General features: G+C 68.5%; 19 protein-coding genes. 14 read left to right on the top strand and 5 right to left on the bottom strand.

What is annotated here, in order from left to right:
• Positions 1 to 50: 50 nt before the first annotated feature.
• Genes VGB75_05100 through VGB75_05090 form a run of 3 tightly spaced genes read left to right on the top strand, consistent with a single transcriptional unit; the run spans position 51 to position 2,732 of the window.
• Positions 51 to 1,004, top strand: coding sequence for an ATP-binding cassette domain-containing protein (locus tag VGB75_05100; GenBank protein HEY0166402.1), 954 nt, complete (start codon positions 51 to 53; stop codon positions 1,002 to 1,004).
• Positions 994 to 1,875: an ABC transporter permease gene (locus VGB75_05095; GenBank protein ID HEY0166401.1), complete on the top strand. Its 882-nt coding sequence runs from the start codon at positions 994 to 996 to the stop codon at positions 1,873 to 1,875. The genes VGB75_05100 and VGB75_05095 overlap by 11 nt, the downstream gene beginning before the upstream one ends.
• Positions 1,872 to 2,732: an ABC transporter permease gene (locus VGB75_05090; protein ID HEY0166400.1), complete on the top strand. Its 861-nt coding sequence runs from the start codon at positions 1,872 to 1,874 to the stop codon at positions 2,730 to 2,732. The genes VGB75_05095 and VGB75_05090 overlap by 4 nt, the downstream gene beginning before the upstream one ends.
• A 30-nt stretch (positions 2,733 to 2,762) precedes the next feature.
• Here the strand turns inward: VGB75_05090 and VGB75_05085 are convergent, their stop codons facing one another.
• The gene (locus tag VGB75_05085; protein ID HEY0166399.1) at positions 2,763 to 3,470 is read right to left on the bottom strand and encodes a class I SAM-dependent methyltransferase; all 708 of its coding nucleotides are present in this window, start codon (positions 3,468 to 3,470) and stop codon (positions 2,763 to 2,765) included.
• A 1,440-nt stretch (positions 3,471 to 4,910) separates the two neighbouring features.
• Between VGB75_05085 and VGB75_05080 the strand changes: the two genes are divergently transcribed.
• Positions 4,911 to 5,555, top strand: a complete 645-nt coding sequence (locus tag VGB75_05080) for a hypothetical protein (protein HEY0166398.1) — start codon at positions 4,911 to 4,913, stop codon at positions 5,553 to 5,555.
• Between the two features lie 45 nt (positions 5,556 to 5,600).
• Here VGB75_05080 and VGB75_05075 read toward each other — a convergent pair whose 3' ends face one another.
• The 3 genes from VGB75_05075 to fbaA all read right to left on the bottom strand — a co-directional run bounded on the left by VGB75_05075 (position 5,601) and on the right by fbaA (position 7,984).
• The gene (locus VGB75_05075; protein HEY0166397.1) at positions 5,601 to 6,203 is read right to left on the bottom strand and encodes a hypothetical protein; all 603 of its coding nucleotides are present in this window, start codon (positions 6,201 to 6,203) and stop codon (positions 5,601 to 5,603) included.
• Positions 6,204 to 6,449: 246 nt separating this feature from the next.
• On the bottom strand, positions 6,450 to 6,842 hold the full coding sequence (locus VGB75_05070; protein HEY0166396.1) for a DUF3151 domain-containing protein: 393 nt from the start codon (positions 6,840 to 6,842) through the stop codon (positions 6,450 to 6,452).
• A gap of 104 nt (positions 6,843 to 6,946) precedes the next feature.
• Positions 6,947 to 7,984, bottom strand: coding sequence for a class II fructose-bisphosphate aldolase (gene fbaA / locus VGB75_05065; GenBank protein ID HEY0166395.1), 1,038 nt, complete (start codon positions 7,982 to 7,984; stop codon positions 6,947 to 6,949).
• Positions 7,985 to 8,099: 115 nt separating this feature from the next.
• On the opposite strand from fbaA, the gene VGB75_05060 reads away from it, so the two are divergent.
• The 7 genes from VGB75_05060 (at position 8,100) to VGB75_05030 (ending at position 14,124) form a co-directional block, all read left to right on the top strand.
• Positions 8,100 to 9,104 (top strand): NAD-dependent epimerase/dehydratase family protein, encoded by a 1,005-nt coding sequence (locus VGB75_05060; protein HEY0166394.1) that lies wholly within the window; start codon positions 8,100 to 8,102, stop codon positions 9,102 to 9,104.
• A gap of 108 nt (positions 9,105 to 9,212) precedes the next feature.
• Positions 9,213 to 9,875 (top strand): VTT domain-containing protein, encoded by a 663-nt coding sequence (locus tag VGB75_05055; protein HEY0166393.1) that lies wholly within the window; start codon positions 9,213 to 9,215, stop codon positions 9,873 to 9,875.
• A gap of 94 nt (positions 9,876 to 9,969) precedes the next feature.
• Complete coding sequence (locus tag VGB75_05050) at positions 9,970 to 10,731, top strand: amino acid ABC transporter ATP-binding protein (GenBank protein ID HEY0166392.1); 762 nt, start codon at positions 9,970 to 9,972, stop codon at positions 10,729 to 10,731.
• A gap of 51 nt (positions 10,732 to 10,782) precedes the next feature.
• Complete coding sequence (locus VGB75_05045) at positions 10,783 to 11,670, top strand: glutamate ABC transporter substrate-binding protein (protein ID HEY0166391.1); 888 nt, start codon at positions 10,783 to 10,785, stop codon at positions 11,668 to 11,670.
• Positions 11,671 to 11,705: 35 nt separating this feature from the next.
• Positions 11,706 to 12,353 carry an amino acid ABC transporter permease gene (locus VGB75_05040; GenBank protein HEY0166390.1) on the top strand — a complete coding sequence of 216 codons (648 nt, stop codon included), beginning with the start codon at positions 11,706 to 11,708 and terminating at the stop codon, positions 12,351 to 12,353.
• Positions 12,350 to 13,207 carry an amino acid ABC transporter permease gene (locus VGB75_05035; protein HEY0166389.1) on the top strand — a complete coding sequence of 286 codons (858 nt, stop codon included), beginning with the start codon at positions 12,350 to 12,352 and terminating at the stop codon, positions 13,205 to 13,207. The genes VGB75_05040 and VGB75_05035 overlap by 4 nt, the downstream gene beginning before the upstream one ends.
• Before the next feature lie 47 nt (positions 13,208 to 13,254).
• Complete coding sequence (locus VGB75_05030) at positions 13,255 to 14,124, top strand: oxygenase MpaB family protein (GenBank protein ID HEY0166388.1); 870 nt, start codon at positions 13,255 to 13,257, stop codon at positions 14,122 to 14,124.
• Between the two features lie 32 nt (positions 14,125 to 14,156).
• On the opposite strand, the gene VGB75_05025 is transcribed toward VGB75_05030, so the two are convergent.
• Positions 14,157 to 14,480 carry a hypothetical protein gene (locus tag VGB75_05025; protein HEY0166387.1) on the bottom strand — a complete coding sequence of 108 codons (324 nt, stop codon included), beginning with the start codon at positions 14,478 to 14,480 and terminating at the stop codon, positions 14,157 to 14,159.
• Positions 14,481 to 14,620: 140 nt separating this feature from the next.
• Here VGB75_05025 and VGB75_05020 point away from each other — a divergent pair, with 140 nt between their 5' ends.
• From VGB75_05020 to VGB75_05010, 3 genes are all read left to right on the top strand, one after another.
• Positions 14,621 to 16,375: a ribonuclease J gene (locus tag VGB75_05020; protein HEY0166386.1), complete on the top strand. Its 1,755-nt coding sequence runs from the start codon at positions 14,621 to 14,623 to the stop codon at positions 16,373 to 16,375.
• A gap of 4 nt (positions 16,376 to 16,379) precedes the next feature.
• The gene (map, locus tag VGB75_05015; protein HEY0166385.1) at positions 16,380 to 17,255 is read left to right on the top strand and encodes a type I methionyl aminopeptidase; all 876 of its coding nucleotides are present in this window, start codon (positions 16,380 to 16,382) and stop codon (positions 17,253 to 17,255) included.
• Between the two features lie 99 nt (positions 17,256 to 17,354).
• On the top strand, positions 17,355 to 18,293 hold the full coding sequence (locus tag VGB75_05010; GenBank protein HEY0166384.1) for a serine hydrolase: 939 nt from the start codon (positions 17,355 to 17,357) through the stop codon (positions 18,291 to 18,293).
• Positions 18,294 to 18,299: the final 6 nt, after the last annotated feature.

The following is an 18,299-nucleotide window of genomic DNA, read 5'->3' as shown; positions in this document are numbered from 1 at the left end:
AACGTAGTACGGCGCGTCTCGGAGTATCACCGTGCTTGTACGCTCGCCGCGTGAGAAGTTCCGATCCATCCGGTGACGGCGCCGGCCCGCTCATCGAGGCGGTGGGCCTGAGCAAGCGGTTCGGCGACTTCGAAGCCGTCGACAAGGTGGACTTCTCAGTGGCCAGAGGCGAGTCGTTCGGCTTCCTCGGCCCCAACGGCGCGGGCAAGTCCTCCACGATGCGGATGGTCGCCGCCGTCTCCCCGGCCAGCGGCGGCCTGCTGCGGGTGCTCGGCCTGGACCCGGCGGTCGCGGGGCCGGCGATCAGGTCGCGGCTGGGAGTCGTTCCGCAGCAGGACAACCTCGATCTTGAGCTGACGGTGTGGGAGAACCTCTTCATCTACGGCCGGTACTTCGGCATTCCGCGGCGGGCGCTGGGGCCCAAGATCGAGGAGCTGCTGGACTTCGCGCGGCTCTCTGACCGGGCGCGGGACAAGGTCGAGTCGCTGTCCGGCGGCATGATGCGGCGGCTGACCATCGCCCGGTCGCTGATCAACGACCCCGAGATCCTGCTGCTGGACGAGCCGACCACCGGCCTGGACCCGCAGGCGCGGCACGTGCTGTGGGACCGGCTGTACCGGCTCAAGCACCAGGGCGTCACGCTGGTGCTGACCACCCACTACATGGACGAGGCCGAGCAGCTGTGCGACCGGCTGGTGGTGATGGACCACGGGCGGATCGTCGCCGAGGGCTCGCCGACCCAGTTGATCGCCGAGCACGTCAGCCGCGAGGTCGCCGAGCTGCGCTTCGGCGTCGACCAGAACGAGGCACGGGCAGCCGACGTCGCCGACCTCGCCGAGCGGGTCGAGGTGCTGGCCGACCGGTTGCTGCTCTACGTCGACAACGGCGAGGACGTCCTGCGGGCGGTGCACGAGCGCGGCCTGCAGCCGGTCTCGAGCCTGGTGCGCCGGGCCAGCCTGGAAGACGTGTTCCTGCGGTTGACGGGACGAAGCCTTGCCGACTGACGCCGCCGCGACCAAGCCGCCCCTACCGGCGGGCCAGCACACCCCGACCCGCCACCTGGTGCGGCCCCAGGGCGGCGGCCTGCCGGCGCTGCTGGGGTACTCGCTGATCTCGGCCCGGCGTTATTTCAAGGTCTCGGCGTTCTCCCAGATCGGGGCGCCGGTGCTGTACCTGCTGTCCCTGGGCATCGGCCTGGGCAGCATCGTGAACTCGCGCTCCGGCGCGGACAGCCTGGGCACCTCCTACCTCAGCTATCTGGCGCCGGCGTTGATAGCGGCCACGGCGCTGCAGGTCGCTGTCGGCGAGTCGACCTACCCGATCCTGTACGGCTTCAAGTACCAGCGGATCTTCTTCGCGATGAACGCCACTCCGTTGTCGGCCCATCAGATCGCCGTCGGCACAGTGGCCTGGATAGCGGTCCGGGCCACCTTCGCGGCCACCCTCTACCTGGCCGTGGTCGCCTGTTTCGGCGGCCTCCGCAGCGTCGGAGCGCTGCTCTGCGTCCCCATCGCCACCCTCGGCGCGATGGCGCTGGCGGCGCCGATCACAGCCTTCTCCGCCGCGGTGGAGACCGAGCGCGGCGGCTTCGCGGCCATCATGCGGTTCCTGGTCATGCCGATGTTCCTGTTCTCCGGCACGTTCTACCCGGTCAGCACCCTGCCCGGCTGGGCGCAGGCGCTGGCGTGGCTGTCACCGCTCTGGCACGCCACCGAGTTGGCCCGGTGGGTCTCGCTGGGGTCGCTGCGGCTGGACTCGGGCGTCGGGCAGGTCAGCGCCGCCGCCCTGCTCGGGCACCTGGCGTTTCTCAGCGCGCTGACCGTGGCCGGGGTGCTGCTGACCGGCTGGCGCTTCCGGGTGAGGTTGAGCCGATGAGCCGGATCGAGGTGGCCACCGAGCAGCCGCCGGCCGCGGCCGGTCCCCCGCCACGGCGCGGCCTGCTGCTGCGGATGCTGCCGCCCAACGTCTACGCCGGCCGGGCCTCGGTGCTGATGGAACGCTCGGCGCGGGTCTACCGCCGGTCCTGGCTGATCATCATCTCCGGCTTCTTCGAGCCGCTGTTCTACCTGCTGTCCTTCGGCGCCGGCCTGGGCGCCCTGGTCGGCGGGGTGAGCGGCCCGCACGGCCAGCCCTTGACCTACGCCCAGTTCATCGCGCCGGCCCTGCTGGCCTCGTCGGCGATGAACGGGGCGCTCGCCGACTCGATGATGAACGTCTTCTTCAAGCTCAAGTACGCCAAGCTCTACGACGGGATGCTGGCCACCTCGCTTGGCCCGATGGATGTCGCGCTCGGCGAGATCGGCTGGGCGCTGACCCGCGGCGGCATGTACTCGGCCGCCTTCGTCCTGGTCATGCTGGCGATGGGACTGGTCCTGTCGCCGTGGGCGCTGCTGCTGGTGCCCGCGGCGCTGATGATCGCCTTCGGCTTCGCCGCCCTCGGCATGGCGGCGACCACGTTCGTGCGCAGCTGGCAGGACATCGAGATGGTCACGTTGCTCATCCTGCCGATGTTCCTGTTCTCCGGGACCTTCTACAGCCTGGACGTCTACCCGGCCTGGTTGCGGCTGGTGGTGCAGTGCCTGCCGCTGCACCACGGGGTGGCCCTGATGCGCGCCCTGACCTACGGCGACATCAGCGCCGGGCTGGTCCTGCACATCTGCTATTTCCTGGTGATGGCCGTCTTCGGGCTGTGGGTGACGACCCGGCGGTTGGGCATCCTCTTGATGAAGTGACGCCTGCTCAGTGAGGTGAGGCCCGCCTGACTAGCCGCGGCGGCGCGCGCGCACCACGGTGTCGCTGATGCTCACGCCGCGGCCCTCGTGGTCGGTGGCCGATCGCCGCACGGCGGCGTTGGTCACGATCTGCCAGAGGCCTGGATCGAGTGCGGCCACGATCTGGTCACCGGTGAAGAACAGCTCCGGGCGATTCGGACGCCGCATCGTGGTGTGCAGGTCCGAGGGATGGTGGCCGGCGATGAGCAGCGAGCCACCCGGCTTGACCGCGGCCGCCAGCCGGCTGAACACCCGTTCGCGCTGCCCGGCCGGCGGGTGCAGGAACTGCGTCGAGACCAGGTCGAACCGGTCGCGGCTGGGGTCCCAGCGGGTGAGGTCGGCCTGCTGCCATTCGATGCGACCGGCGACCTGCTCGCCTGCTGCCGCCGCGTTGGCCGCGGCTCGTTCCAGCGCGACGCTCGACAGGTCCACCGCGGTCACCTGCCACCCCCGCCCGGCCAGCCAGATGGCGTCCGCGCCCTCGCCGCAGCCGGCGTCCAGCGCCGTCCCCGGACTCAACTGGGATGCCTCGCTGACCAGGCACGCGTTCGGCTCGTGGCTCCACAGGCTGGCCTTGGAGCGGTAGCGCTCGTCCCAGAACGCCTGATCCCATTCCTGCGGCAGCGCCGCCTCATCCGCCAGCGCCGCCTCATCGCCGTGGTCGGCCACCCGCTGCTGGATCTCGTCGTGCTCGGTCACGTGACCACCTCCGCTCACGACCATGCGACGCTGAGGTCAGGTTCGGCAAGAAAGGTTGCCGTTTCGGCAACAAGCTCGTCAGAGTGGCGATTATGGACGGTGTGCTGAACGCCGTCGGGCCGCGATTGTGGAGCACTGCGCACAGGTGAACGGCAGGCAAACGCAGTTTAGGCAGTCGTCTAAGAAGCCATGTTCAAGGTATGCCGGTCATTGCCGCGCGGTGCAGCCGGCCTAGGGCGCAGGTAAATAGTAGGCACTTTGTCTATCATTTAACTTTAGTAATTGACTGGACACTTTGGCTGTCACATCTCCCCTTATAGACAGAGTGTCTATTAACGTCCGAGCAGGAATGAACAACATGCTGGTGCCCTATCAACAAACGAAGGCCTGGGTTCAGGCATTGGGGAGCGGAGGCAGCTTCGCGAACCTTGCGTGCAAGGCCCACGTCATCAGCGTCCTGCCCTCGTGAGGCAGTGATAAGCGCTCGACTGAACCTGGGCACGCCGCGTTCAAAGATACCTAACCTGACATACTCCGACGCGCACTCGCGCTGCTGGTCGAACCTCGACCCTGTCTAGCTCTGAAGGGTCGGGTTGGTGACGGTTCCAGGGCAGGCGCTAGTCAAGACACCAGACCGCGTTCGTCCTACGCTACAAGGCGAAACCCCGATGATGCACCGTCCGAGCAAAGCGTATCTGAGCGCGCCAGACCGAAGGTATGTGCACTGCCACGCTTCAGTGTCAATCGATGGTGACAGATCTGAACATAACGGGTACGGTCTGTCACGGTCGATACGGAGGGAATTTCGGATGAGAGCCGGCCTGATCAGTGGCAAGACGCGGCCTGCCCGACCGCGTCTTGGCCCTGATGATCACACGCACGTGGCTACGGCCAGTCCCCGTGGCGGAGCACTAATAACACCTCCTTCGACCATCGTGGTCCGTGTCAACGTCTCCAGTCATCCCACGTCTATCTTTACGGCCATTCCCAGTGACGCAACATCGCTACCACCCCCTGAGATCATCGAGGTGTGCCTCCGTGTTCCCTCGGTCACCGCCAAGGGGTACGGCGCGCACCTAAACGTCGACAGGTCCTTCGATGATTGGGCCTGACGACGTTTCTTTTCTGCTTTTATCGATCACTAGTGTCGCCTATTCGGTGTCCGTTAGGCGGCTAGAACGACTTCGGCGCGCCCTGACTGAAGGCAAGCTTCCTAATATCCTCGGCGTCTGGACCTTTGCAGCTACTCTCACCTTGCCGCCATTACATATTGCAGGCGTGGTTGCGATCGCCTACGCAGCCGGATGGCCATCTCGCAAGATAGTCGGCGGTGGCAGGCCTTTGAGATACGTCTATAGCGGCAGCGCGGCTGCCGCCTCCTGCCTAACCGCTTCAATCGTTCTGCATACAGTCGGCGGAGTCGCAGGGATAGCGCTCGCCATGCTGACCTTTTCCATCGTCGATGTCACCTTGATCGCCGCAGTGTTGGTCCTGGCCCGACAGACGCACGTCATGCGGATGTTCGCCAACCCACGAGCACATGCGGCCGAGGCAGCAACCCAATGTCTGGGCATAGCACTCGCCGGGCTTCTCAGTTGGAACCTCGCTCTGGGCGTGCTAGTGGTGCCGGCACTGCTACTCGTTCACCATTGGTCGCTGCGGGAGACGGTCAAGGTCGAGGAGGCCTTTGACTCGGTCACGGGGTTGTGGTCGGAGGCGGCGTGGATGGTGCAGGCTCAGCAGAAGCTGCATGACGTGCATGGTTCCGTCGCCCTGTTCATGATCGATCCGGATGAGGCGGGTCAGGAGGTGCGCATCCTGCAGACCATCGAGTCGGGCCTGCAACCCACGGACCTGCTGGGCCGTTACGGCTCCCGGCAGATTCTGGTGCTGATCCCGGTGGGCCTGCCTGAGGGCGGGCCGTTCTTGGCCACCGGGTTCCGCAAGGACCTGGCCGCCGCCGGAGTGCGCGCGGCGCTGGGCTGCGCCACGACAGGCGACGCCGAGCTGGAGGGCCTGCTGATCGAGGCGATGTCTGACCTGATGGGCCGGCGCGAGGCGGCCGGCATCACCCGGAACTGGTAGCCGGACCGACTGTCCTTCTCCGCCTGGGCGGGGAACCTACTGGGGCTAGCTGCCTTTCGACCCCTGCACGCCCGATCCCTGCACGTCCGATCCTTCGACGACAGCGGCCAGCGCTCTCTCAAGAGACGACAGGACCGCCGCGAAAGCGGTGAGCCCCTCTCCGCTGGCTGCCCTCCTCCGGTCGGCCAGGTCAAGAAGGAGGTCGGTGGCCTGCCGCCGCTCAACGGTGCTCAACACCGAGGCGTCCACCGACGGCGCTGCCTGAGCCGCAGCAGTCGGCGCGGTTGCAGCCGTGGGCCCGGCGGTGGGCGTGGTGAACGCCCGGATCAACTGTGCCACCGCCTGCGCCTGCTCGATCGTCAGCGTCCCGGTCGAGGCCGGCAGCATCGAGGCCAGCAGAGACCGGTCCTCCGACACGTCGATCCGGAACTGGGTGGCATAACTCAGCACCACCTCGCGCGGATCCACACCCAGAGCGTGCGCGGTGCCCTCGACGACCTCACGCGACTTCGGCCAACCCTTGACCTCGCCCTTGCTGATCTTGCCGAACGTCTGATGCGCAACAGCGCCACCGGAGCGCTCCTGGAGTTGCCGCAGAGTCAAGCCGCTCGCGAGCTTCTGCCGAACCAACTCCTCAATGGTCGGCACACCTCCAGAGACTGGGTCACCCACTGCGCTGATCAACCCCTCTCCGTCAGGACGGCTGCCGCAGGACTGCGGGCGCCTTGGCGTCTACCGAAAGGTAGAGGCAGCCGACCCACCCCACGCCCCAATCACCGAACTACACGCCGGTAATTGTGATCATGAGGTCTACCAGCACGGCCAAGGTCACCCGGAGCGCGACCTGGCGCTAGTGCCGAGCCCGTTACGAGGCCCAGCTCAAAAGGTTTCAGCTCAGGCCAGTGCCGCCGCCGCTGCCGGGTCGCAGTCGTTGAGGAACGTCGAGCACCGGGCGGCCTCGTCGACCTCGTCGATCGCGGCGGCCGCGACGGCCAGCGCGTGCAGCGCCCGCAGAAATCCCTGGTTGGGGCCGTGGGACCAGGGCACCGGGCCGGTACCGCGCCAGCCGGCCTTGCGCAGGGCGTCCAGACCGCGGTGGTAGCCGGTGCGGGCGTAGGCGTAACCCTCGATCCAGAAACCCCGGCCGAGCGCCTCCTCAGCCAGCGCCGCCCACGCCGCCGAGGACGTCGGGTGGGCCGTGGCGACCTGGACCGGATCGGCGCCGCCCTCCAGTTCAGCGGTGGCGGGGTCGACGGGCAGCAGGGTTCGCGGTGCTAACAGGTCCATGCCGCCATTGTGCCCCGCGCCGGCTGGAGCGCCGTTGTGCGGCCCGAATCCGCGGTTGTGAGAACGAGACCCGCGGTTTCAGGCCGCACAATGCCCAGTCGAGATCAGGAGCCTGAGACCGACGTCCCGGCCGAGAGCAGGTCCTCGCACGCCTGGCCGACCCGCGCGGCCATGCCGGCCTCGGCGGCCTTGAGGTAGGACCGCGGGTCGTAGGCCTTCTTGTTGCCCACCTCGCCGTCGATCTTGAGCACCCCGTCGTAGTTGCTGAACATGTGACCGGCGATCGGCCGGGTGAAGGCGTACTGGGTGTCGGTGTCGACGTTCATCTTGACCACGCCGTAGGACACCGCCTCGCGGATCTCCTCCAACGACGAGCCCGAGCCGCCGTGGAAGACCAGGTCGAACGGCTTGGAGCCCTCCGGCAGGCCCAGCGCGCGGGAGGCGACCTGCTGGCCGCCCTTGAGCACGATCGGGCGCAGCTTGACGTTGCCCGGCTTGTAGACCCCGTGCACGTTGCCGAAGGTGGCCGCGAGCAGGTAGCGGCCGTTCTCTCCGGCGCCCAGCGCCCGCAGGGTGGCGGCGTAGTCCTCGTCGGTGGTGTAGAGCTTGTCGTTGATGTCGTTGGCCACCCCGTCCTCCTCGCCGCCGACCACGCCGATCTCGACTTCCAGCACGATCCGGGCGTCGTGGGTGAGCTTGAGCAGCTCGGCGGCGATCTGCAGGTTCTCATCCAGCGGCACCGCCGAGCCGTCCCACATGTGCGACTGGAACAGCGGATTGCGGCCCGCCCGGACGCGCTCGGCCGAGACCGCCAGCAGCGGGCGGACGAAGCCGTCCAGCTTGTCCTTGGGGCAGTGGTCGGTGTGCAGCGCGACGTTGACCGGGTACTTGGCGGCCACCACGTGGGCGAACTCGGCCAGCGCCACCGCGCCGGTCACCATGTCCTTGACCCCGGTGCCCGAGCCGAACTCGGCTCCGCCGGTGGAGAACTGGATGATGCCGTCGCTGCCCGCGTCGGCGAATCCCCTGAGCGCGGCGTTGATCGACTCCGAGGACGTGCAGTTGATCGCCGGATAGGCGAAGCCGCCGGCCTTGGCGCGATCGAGCATCTCGTTGTAGATCTCGGGGGTTGCGATGGGCATCGATGTCTCCGTCAGTTCTTCTCGGGGCCCTGTCCGGGGTCCGATCCGAGTATCCCACTGCGCTGGAGGCGAACACCCATTGCCTGCTGCCACGCCGGTCTGATCGGCTGGCCCGATGGAGATCCTGGTGCTCGGCGGAACGATGTTCCTCTCCCGCGCGGTCGCCGAACTCGGCGTCGCCCGCGGCCACAACGTGACCACCTTCAACCGCGGCCGGACCGGACCGGCGGTGCCCGGAGCGCGGGCGGTCACCGGCGACCGGACCGACCCGCAGGACCTGAACAAGCTCGCCGGCATGAGCTTTGACCTGGTCTTCGACACCGGCTACCTGCCCGAGGTCGTCAAGGCCAGCGCCGAGCTGCTCGAGCCCAGCGCCGGTCACTACGCCTTCACCTCCTCGGTCAACGCCTACTCCGGCTGGCCCGGGCTGGCCGACTACCACCGGCAAGGGGTCTATGACGGCGATCCCGACGCGGTCGGCGAGCAGGCGCCCGAGGACGTCGACGAGGGCGCGGCCTACGGCTGGCGCAAGGTCGGCGCCGAGCGGGCTGTCCTGCGGGCCTTCGGCGAGCACCGCACGTCGATCCTGCGAGCCGGCCTGATCGTCGGCCCGCACGACCGGGTCGGCCGGCTGCCGTGGTGGCTGGACCGGATCGCACGGGGCGGGCAGACCCTGGCCCCCGGCGCCCCCGACGAGGAGCTGCGGTTGATCGACGCCCGCGACATCGCCGAGTTCGCGCTGCGGCGACCGGCCGGCGCCTTCGAGGTCACCGGGCCCGCCCACCAGGTCAACCGCGGCCAGCTGTTCGCCGAGGCGCGCGAGGTCACCGGCTCGGACGCCGAGTTCACCTGGCTGGGCGATGACTACCTCACCGCGGCCGGCGTCGAGAGCTGGACGGAGCTGCCGTTGTGGGCGCCGGCCGCCGACGCCCCGGGGCTCTGGGCCCAGGACACCTCCGCCGCCGAGGCCGCCGGGCTGGCCTGCCGGCCGGTCCGGGACACCCTGGTCGACACCTGGGAGTGGATGCGCTCGATCGAGGGCGGCTGGCAGCCCTCGGACCGGACGCCGGGGCTGGCGCCCGAGCGGGAGCGGGAGCTGCTGGCCGGCTGGACCGGCTGACGCACCGCGATCGGTTGGTCACCGGTCCGGCTGTGGAGCAGCTGTGCCCTTCAGCGGGCTGAGCGAGGTGTCGAGAAGTCGCCTCCGCCGTCCGTAAGCTTGCTGGTTATGACGACGCTTGACGTGGCGAGCCAGCTGCTGGCCAACCCCATCTCGCCCAAGCACCTGCTCGGCAGTTACGGCCTGATTGGGATGGCTGTCATCCTGTTCGCCGAGTGCGGCCTGCTCGTCGGCTTCTTCCTGCCGGGTGACACGTTGCTGTTCTCAGCAGGCCTGCTGATCGCCATCGACGACCCGTCGATCAACTTCCCCAGCCTGCCGGTGGTGCTGATAGTGCTGCCGATCGCGGCGGTGGCCGGCAACCTGGTCGGTTACTGGATCGGCTGGAAGGCCGGTCCCAAGGTGTTCGACCGGCCGCAGTCGCGGTTGTTCAAACCCGAGTACGTCACCCGTTCGCAGGCCTTCTTCGACCGGTTCGGCCGCTCGACGATCATCCTGGCCAGGTTCGTGCCGGTGGTGCGGACGGTGGCCACTGTGATGGCCGGCGTCGGCAAGATGAGGTTCTCGGTGTACGCCCTGTACTCGGTGATCGGCGGGATCCTGTGGGCCGACGGCGTCGTGCTGCTCGGCCGGGCGCTGGGCCACATCGACTTCGTGCAGGAGACCGTCGCCCCGAAGATCGACCTGATCCTGGTGAGCGTCGTGGTGCTCTCGCTGCTGCCGACCGCTGTCCACTGGTGGCGCAGCCGGCCCAGCAGGGTCCGCGGCTAGCGGGCAACGGTCGGGTCACGATCAGCGCACGCCAGCCCACCGGGGCTGCCTAGGGGCCATAGGGCGGGGCTAGGCTACCGCTCGTGATCACGGGATGACTGCTTCAAACGCGCCCTCAGGCGGCCCTCTGGTCGTCCTCTCCGGCGTCAACAAGCATTTTGGGCCGCTGCACGTGCTCAAGGACATCGACCTCACCATCGACCGGGGCGAGGTCGTGGTCGTCATCGGCCCGTCCGGCTCCGGCAAGTCGACGCTGTGCCGGGCCATCAACCGGCTCGAGTCGATCGACGGCGGCACCATCACCATCGACGGCAAGCCGCTGCCAGCCGAAGGCAAGGAACTGGCCCAGCTGCGGGCCAAGGTCGGCATGGTCTTCCAGTCGTTCAACCTGTTCGCCCACAAGACGGTGCTCGAGAACGTCACGCTCGGCCCGGTCAAGGTCAAGGGCGTCAAGCGCGCCGCCGCCGAGACCCGCGGCCGGGAGCTGCTGGAACGGGTCGGGATCGCCAGCCAGGCCGACAAGTACCCGGCCCAGCTGTCCGGCGGCCAGCAGCAGCGGGTCGCCATCGCCCGCGCCCTGGCGATGGACCCCATGGTGATGCTCTTCGACGAGCCGACCTCCGCGCTGGACCCCGAGATGATCAACGAGGTCCTCGACGTCATGACATCGCTGGCCGAGAGTGGCATGACGATGGTCGTCATCACCCACGAGATGGGTTTCGCCCGACGGGCGGCCCACCGGGTGGTGTTCATGGACGACGGCCGCGTCATCGAGCAGGCGACTCCCGAGAAGTTCTTCACCGAGCCCGAATCCGCGCGAACCAAGGACTTCCTGTCCAAGATCCTCACCCACTAAATGACCCGCTGGGCCGGCCATGCCGCGTCCCGACCAGACAAGGACCCCGCCATGCGTTCCCTGCCCCTGATGTCCCTCGTCCCGGCCGCAGCGATGCTGCTGACCCTGACCGCTTGTGGCAGCGGTGACGACGACACCGGCGCCGCTGCTCCCGTCGACAAGCCGAGCTTCGCCGCCGGCACCCGGATGGCTGACATCGCCGCGGCCGGCAAGATCACCGTCGGCACGAAGTTCGACCAGCCGCTGTTCGGGCTCAAGGGCCTGTCGGGCAAGCCCGAGGGCTTCGACGTCGAGATCGCCAAGATCATCGCCGCGAAGATGGGCATCGCCGCGGACAAGATCACGTTCGTGGAGTCGGTGTCGGCCAACCGCGAGCCCTTCCTCGAGCAGGGCAAGGTCGACATGGTGGTGGCGACCTACACGATCAATGACAAGCGGGACAAGAAGGTCGACTTCGCCGGCCCGTACTTCGTGGCAGGGCAGGACATCCTGGTCGCCAAGGGCAACCCCAAGAACATCACCGGCCCGGAGTCGCTCAAGGGCAAGAAGACCTGCTCGGTCAGCGGCGCCACCCCCGCGGCCACCATGCAGGAGAAGTACGGGCTGACCACCACGGAACTGGTCCTGGTGGACGCCTACTCCAAGTGCCGTGACGCGCTGGCCAACGGCCAGATCGACGCTCTGACGACCGACAACGTCATCCTGTCGGGCTACGTGAGCGAGGCGCCGGACAAGTTCGAGCTGATCGGCAAGCCGTTCTCCCAGGAGCCCTACGGCATCGGCGTCCCCGAAGGCCAGGAGCCATTCTGCGAGTTCATCAACAAGACCCTGAAGGAAGCGGTCGCCGACGGCAGCTACGAGAAGGCGTACAAGGAGACCGCCGGCAAGATCATCGAGACCGTGCCGGCGCTGCCCGAGCCGCGCGGCTGCGACAAGTAGCCGTTCTCCGGGCCTAGAAAGGGTCGAGCACCACGATGAACGAGGTTCTCGACAACCTCGACGTCTTCGTCAGGGGCTTTCGCACCACCGTCTCACTGACGCTGCTCGCGGCGATCGGGGCGCTGCTATTGGGCACCCTGATCGCCGCGATGCGGGTCTCGCCGGTCCCGCCGCTGCGGTGGGCCGGAACGGCTTATGTGCAGCTGGTTCGCAACACGCCGTTGACGGTGGTGTTCTTCCTGGTCGTCTTCGGGTTGCCCGAGGTCGATGTGAAGCTGCCGTTCTTCCGCTTCGCGGTGCTGGCACTGACCATCTACACCGCGGCGTTCGTCGCTGAGGCGGTGCGCTCGGGCATCAACTCGGTCGCCGCCGGCCAGGCCGAGGCCTCGCGCTCGATCGGGATGACCTTCGGGCAGACGCTGCGGCTCGTGGTGCTCCCGCAGGCGTTCGCCAATATCGTGCCGCCGCTGGCCAGCGTGTTCATCGCCCTGCTCAAGAACACCTCCATCGCCTCGGCGTTCTTCGTCTTCGAGGGCGTGCAGTCGATGAACCAGCTCATCAACAGCTTCGGCAACGCCGTGATCCCGATCATCGCCGCCGCCGCCCTGGGCTACCTCGTGCTCGCGCTGCTCAGCTCCTTTCTCTTCGGCCTGCTCGAGCGCGCCGTGGCGGTCGGCCGATGACCGCCCCGGTGCTCTACGACGTCCAGGGCCCGCGGGCCCGCCGTCGGGTGCTGATCAGCAGCATCGTCGGCGGCCTGGCGCTGCTGGTCCTGCTCGGGCTGGCCGCCCAGCGGCTGGCGGCCAACGAGCAGTTCGAGTCCGACAAGTACAAGCCCTTCTTCACCGAGCCGCAGCTGTACGAGCGGCTGCTGGAGGGCCTGCAGAACACCCTCAACGCCGCGGTGTACGCCATGGTGCTGGCCTCGGTGCTGGGAGTGCTGCTGGCGTTCGGGCGCCTGTCGCGCCAACCGTGGCTCCGGCTGCCGGTCATCGCCGTCATCGAGTTCTTCCGCGGCGTCCCGCTGCTGCTGCTGATCTTCGCGCTGTTCCTGGCCTTCCCGATCGTGGTGAACGTGGACCTGCCGGCCCTGTGGGCGCTGGTGCTGGCCCTGACGATGTACAACGGCGCGGTGATCGCCGAGATCATCCGGGCAGGCGTGCAGTCGATCCCCAAGGGCCAGACCGAGGCCGCCTACGCGATCGGGCTCAGCCGCGGCCAGACCCTGCGGATGGTGCTGCTGCCCCAAGCCGTCCGGGTGATGCTGCCCGCCCTGATCAGCCAGCTGGTGGTGCTGCTCAAGGACACCTCGCTCGGCTTCGTGATCGGGTTCTCGGAGTTGCTGCGCACCGGTGGCCAGCTGGTGCAGGTGCTGAACAACCCGTTGCAGCTCTACCTTGTCGTGGCGCTGATCTACATCGTCATCAACTCGGCGCTGTCGGCGCTGGCCGGCTATGTCGAGGGCCGGCAGCGCCGCACCACCGGCAAGACCCCCGTCGCGCCCACCCAGGTCGAGACCGGCATGGGCGTGCTCTAGCCGCCTGCTGATCTGGGGCATGCGCTGAGGCGACGTACTGTCGAAGGATGACTCATCCTGTGCTCTCCAACGTGCGCGAACGGCTGGGCTCAGCGCTGTTCGAGCAGGTGGCCGGCCGCGAGGGCCCCGACCGGCGCGATCGGATCCAGCTGTCCCAGGGACCTCGTTGGTTCGCTGCGGACCGGCCGATCTGCCAGGTGCACAACGACGCGGCGATGTTCGTCGGCGGCCTGCGCGCGCTGCTGCTGCAGTCGCTGCACCCGCTGGCGATGGCCGGGGTGGCCGGGCACTCGGGCTACCGCGGCGACCCGTGGGGGCGCCTGCACCGCACCAGCCATTTCCTGGCGGTGACCACCTTCGGGACCGAGGCCGACGCCGAGGCGATGATCGCCCGGATCCGGGCCATCCACCAGCGGGTCCAGGGCACCGCGCCGGACGGCCGGCGCTACGCCGCCTCCGACCCGCACCTGCTGCGGTGGGTGCACCTGGCCGAGGTGGACAGCTTCCTGCACGCCTACCAGCGCTACGGCGCCGGCTCGCTGGACCAGGCCGGCCGCGACGGCTACGTCGCCGACGCCGCCAGGGTGGCCGCCGCGCTCGGCGTGCTGGACCCGCCCACCACCGAGGCGCAGGTTCGGGCCGAGCTGCACGCCTACCGGCCCGAGCTCAAGGGCACCCGCGAAGCTCGGGAGGCGGCCAGGTTCATGCTGCTCAAGCCGCCGTTGCCGCTGGCCGTCCGAGCGCCCTACGGGGTGCTGGCCGCCGCGGCGGTGGCCAGCCTGCCGCGCTGGGCCCGCTGGCCGCTGCGGCTGCCCTACCTGCCGCTGGCCGAGGCCACGGTGGTGCGGCTGGCCGGTGACGGCCTGGTCCGTGGCATCCGCTGGGTGATGACCCCTGCCACCGGGGCGGCGGCCTGAGCCGGCGGCAGCTGTCCCGCAGGGCCGCCGGGCTAGTCGCGGGGCAGCTTGGCGGCCTGGTCGCAGGCCTTGCGCACCGTCGGGTCATCAGGTTGAACGTGCACCCCGAAGAAGGTCGCCTCACACCGCTTGCCGGCGTCGGCCACCGCGGTGGCCACCCGGTCGCGCTGCTGGTAGATGACCACCGCCAGGACGACCGCGACCAGCAGCACGACCACCCTGGTGATCATCTTGGTGACCATCCGGGCCAGCAGCAGGCCGAGCAGGACGATGACCACGATGGCGCCCAGCCCGACGTTCTGCACCTGGCTACTGTCGAGTGCGCCGACAGTAGTCGCGGGGGCTGGTGAGCTCATGGGCGATCACGGTAGTGCAGCCGGCGGATAAACTCGCGCCAGACACCCAGCTTGGGACGGGTGGCGCACCTGAAGTACCGATCACGCAGTCCCGACCGAGCAAGTACCTGATCGAGCAAGTATCCAGGAGGCCATTCCACGTGAGCACGCCAGAACGAGGGCTCGGAAACCCCCCGAAACTCAGGGAGGGTGTGCTGCGGGTCGTCGCGCTCGGCGGTATCAGCGAGGTCGGGCGCAACATGACGATGTTCGAATCCCGGTCGCCCGCGGTTCCCACCGGCGAGGCGGCGCCGGGCGGGAACGGGTCCTCACGCCGTGGCGGCCGGTCCCGGCTGCTGGTCGTGGACTGCGGGATGCTGCTCGGCAAGACCAACGCCCCCGGAGTGGACCTGGGCCTGCCGGACTGGTCGGCCTACACCGACCGGCTCGCCGACATCGACGCCATCGTGCTGACCCACGGCCATGAGGACCACATCGGCGCGCTGCCCTACCTGCTGCGCTCGCGGCCCGACATCCCGCTGATCGGCTCCCGGCTGACGCTGGCCCTGGTGGCCGCCAAGCTCGAGCAGCACCGGCTGCGGCCGGACCTGCGGATCGTCCGCGAGGGCGACCGGCTGACAGTCGGCGAGTGGGACCTGCAGTTCTACGCGGTGAACCACTCCATCCCGGACGCCCTCGCCGTGGCGCTGCGCACCTCCAGCGGCACCGTGCTGCACACCGGCGACTTCAAGATGGACCAGACCCCGCTGGACGGCCGGATCACCGACCTGCCCGGCTTCTCCCGGCTCGGCGACGAGGGGGTCGACCTGCTGCTGTCGGACTCCACCAACGCCGAGGTGCCCGGTTTCATCCCGAGCGAGCGAGAGGTCGGCAAGGTCGTCGCCGACGTGATCACCCGGGCGACCGGACGGGTCATCGTGGCCTGCTTCGCCAGCCACGTCCACCGGGTGCAGCAGGTGCTCGACGCCGCGGTCGAGTCCGGCCGGCATGCGGTGCTGGTGGGGCGCTCAATGGTCCGCAACATGCAGATCGCGCGGGACCTGGGGCTGCTCAAGGTCCCCGACGGCGTGCTGGTCGACCTCAAGGACGCCGAGCAGATGCCCTCCAGCCGGGTGATGCTCATCTGCACCGGCTCCCAGGGCGAGCCGCTGTCGGCGCTGAGCCGGATGGCCAACCGGGAGCACCCGGTGATCCGGATCGTCTCCGACGACACGATCCTGCTGGCGTCCTCGCTGATCCCGGGCAACGAGAACTCGGTCTTCAACGTCATCAACGGGCTGTCCCGGCTGGGCGCGACGGTGGTGCACAAGTCCACCGCGCTGGTGCACGTCTCGGGCCACGCCCCGGCCGGCGAGCTGCGTTACCTGCTCAACGCGGTGCGGCCGAAGAACCTGATGCCGGTGCACGGCGAGTGGCGCCACCTGCGGGCGCACGCCGCGATCGCCCGCTCGACCGGGATGACAGACGAGCGCATCATGCTCGCCGAGAACGGGGTGGTCATCGACCTGAGCGACGGCGTCGCCGAGATCGTCGGCCAGATCGAGATCGGCAACGTCTACGTCGACGGCCTGCAGGTCGGTGACATCGGTGACGCCGTCATCCGGCAGCGCCAGATCCTGGGCGACGAGGGCTTCGTCTCGATCCTGGTCGCGGTGGACCTGCGGGCGGGCAAGGTGGTCTACGGGCCCGAGGTCACCGCCAAGGGCTTCACCGACGACCCGGAGGCGCTGGACCCGATCCGGATCGAGCTGATCAAGACCGTGGAGAAGGCGCTGGCCGACGGGGTGCGCGACGCCGACGCCCTGGAGCACATCCTGCGCCGGACCGTGGGCCGGTGGGTGGACAAGACCTTCCGGCGGCGGCCGATGCTGATGCCGACGGTGATCGAGGTATGACCTGATGAGCAGTTCGCGACCCCCGGTGCGCCCGGGCAGGGTCTCGCCGATGCGCAGCGCGCCGGCCGTCGTCCCGCCTGAGTACGTCGACAACGCCGGCCGGGCCACCGGCGCGCCCTGGGACCGCGACGACCCGCCGGTCAAGGACGCCGAGACGGTGGAGCGGATGCGCGTGGCCGGCCGGATCGCCGCGCTGGCCCGTGACGAGGTCGGCCGGCACGTGGCGCCCGGCGTCACCACTGACGAGCTGGACCGGATCGGGCACGAGTTCCTGCTCGACCACGGGGCGTTTCCGTCCACGCTGGGCTACAAGGGCTTTCCGAAGTCGCTGTGCTCGTCGGTGAACGAGGTGGTCTGCCACGGCATCCCCGACGACGCGCCGCTGCTCGAAGGCGACGTGGTGAAGATCGACGTCACCGCCTACGTCGACGGCGTGCACGGCGACACCTGCGCGACGTTCTTCGCCGGCGAGCCGAGCGAGGATGTGCGGCTGCTGTCCGAGCGCACCCACGAGGCGATGATGCGCGGCGTCAAGGCGGCCCGGCCCGGCCGCCCCATCAGCGTCATCGGCCGGGTCATCGAGTCCTACGCCAAGCGCTTCGACTACGGCGTGATCAGGGACTTCACCGGCCACGGCGTCGGCTACTCCTTTCACACGAAGCCGACCGTCTGGCCCTATGACGAGCCGCGCGCGACCACGATCATCCAGGCCGGCATGACCTTCACCGTGGAGCCGATGCTGACCCTGGGCGGCTACGCCTGGGAGATGTGGGACGACGGCTGGACGGTCGTCACCAAGGACAAGTCCTGGGTGGCGCAGTGGGAGCACACCCTGCACATCACCGAGGACGGCGCGGAGATCCTGACGCTGGCGTCCTGAGCCGCTTCAGGTCTTGTTCGGGACAATCGGGCGTTGCGTCGAGGGTGACATCCCTGTGCCGCCGGCGCGGGTGGCGGTGCGTGCGCCTAGTGTCTGATCATGGGCTCAGGATCCCGGCCAGGCCACGAGCTGATGACGGCGATTCGAGCCATGGGTGACCAGGGCTTGGCAGTTGAGGGCATCCACGTATACCTGCGCGACCGGCCGCCGGTCGAGCATCACTGGGTGGCCGACATACGCCGTGACATCTTCTCGGCCTCGAAAACCTTCACCTCGGTAGCGGTTGGCATCGCGCAGGCTGAGGGACTCCTCGACATAGAGGATCCGGTCTTGTCTCACCTTGGGCACCTGACATCTGCCTCGGCGACGGATACCGACGCGATAACCATCCGACAACTGCTCACCATGACCTCCGGGATCACCTACCGCTGGAACGACCCAGACGCTGACCACCCTGGGGATGCCGCCATCGACATCCTCACGACGACGCTGGGCGCCGCACCCGGAACCGCCTTCGCTTATCGGGGCGCGAACACGTATCTGCTCAGCCGCATCATCCAGGCATGCTCAGGTCTGGACCTGCAGGACTTCCTGCTTCCCCGATTGTTCCTCCCGCTTGGAATCAGAAACCCCCAGTGGCTGCGCTGCCCACTCGGGTTCTCGCTCGGCGCGGTCGGGCTTCAGCTGCGCACCGCCGAACTCGCCAGGCTCGGCCGCGTTCTGCTTGACGGCGGCCGCTTCCTCAACCAGCAGCTCCTGCCAGCCGACTTCATTGCCAGCATGATTGCCGACTGCGTGCCGACCGACGGGCATGTCGCCACCGGGGCGGCCGCGCCCCACGCGGACAACTCGCGATACGGCCGCCACGTCTGGATCTGCCACCGGGACCACGCCTGGCGAATGGACGGCATCTACGGGCAGCTCAGCATCGTGCTACCTCGTCACGAGGCATGCGTGACGACCACCGCCCACTACCAAGGGCCGACCACCGACATTCTGGACGCCATCTGGTCCCACATCGTGCCCGTGCTCACATGATCGTCG

Origin of the sequence: Jatrophihabitans sp. (genome assembly GCA_036399055.1) — a bacterium.
GTDB lineage: Bacteria > Actinomycetota > Actinomycetes > Mycobacteriales > Jatrophihabitantaceae > Jatrophihabitans_A.
This window is presented reverse-complemented; position numbering and strand designations above follow the sequence as displayed.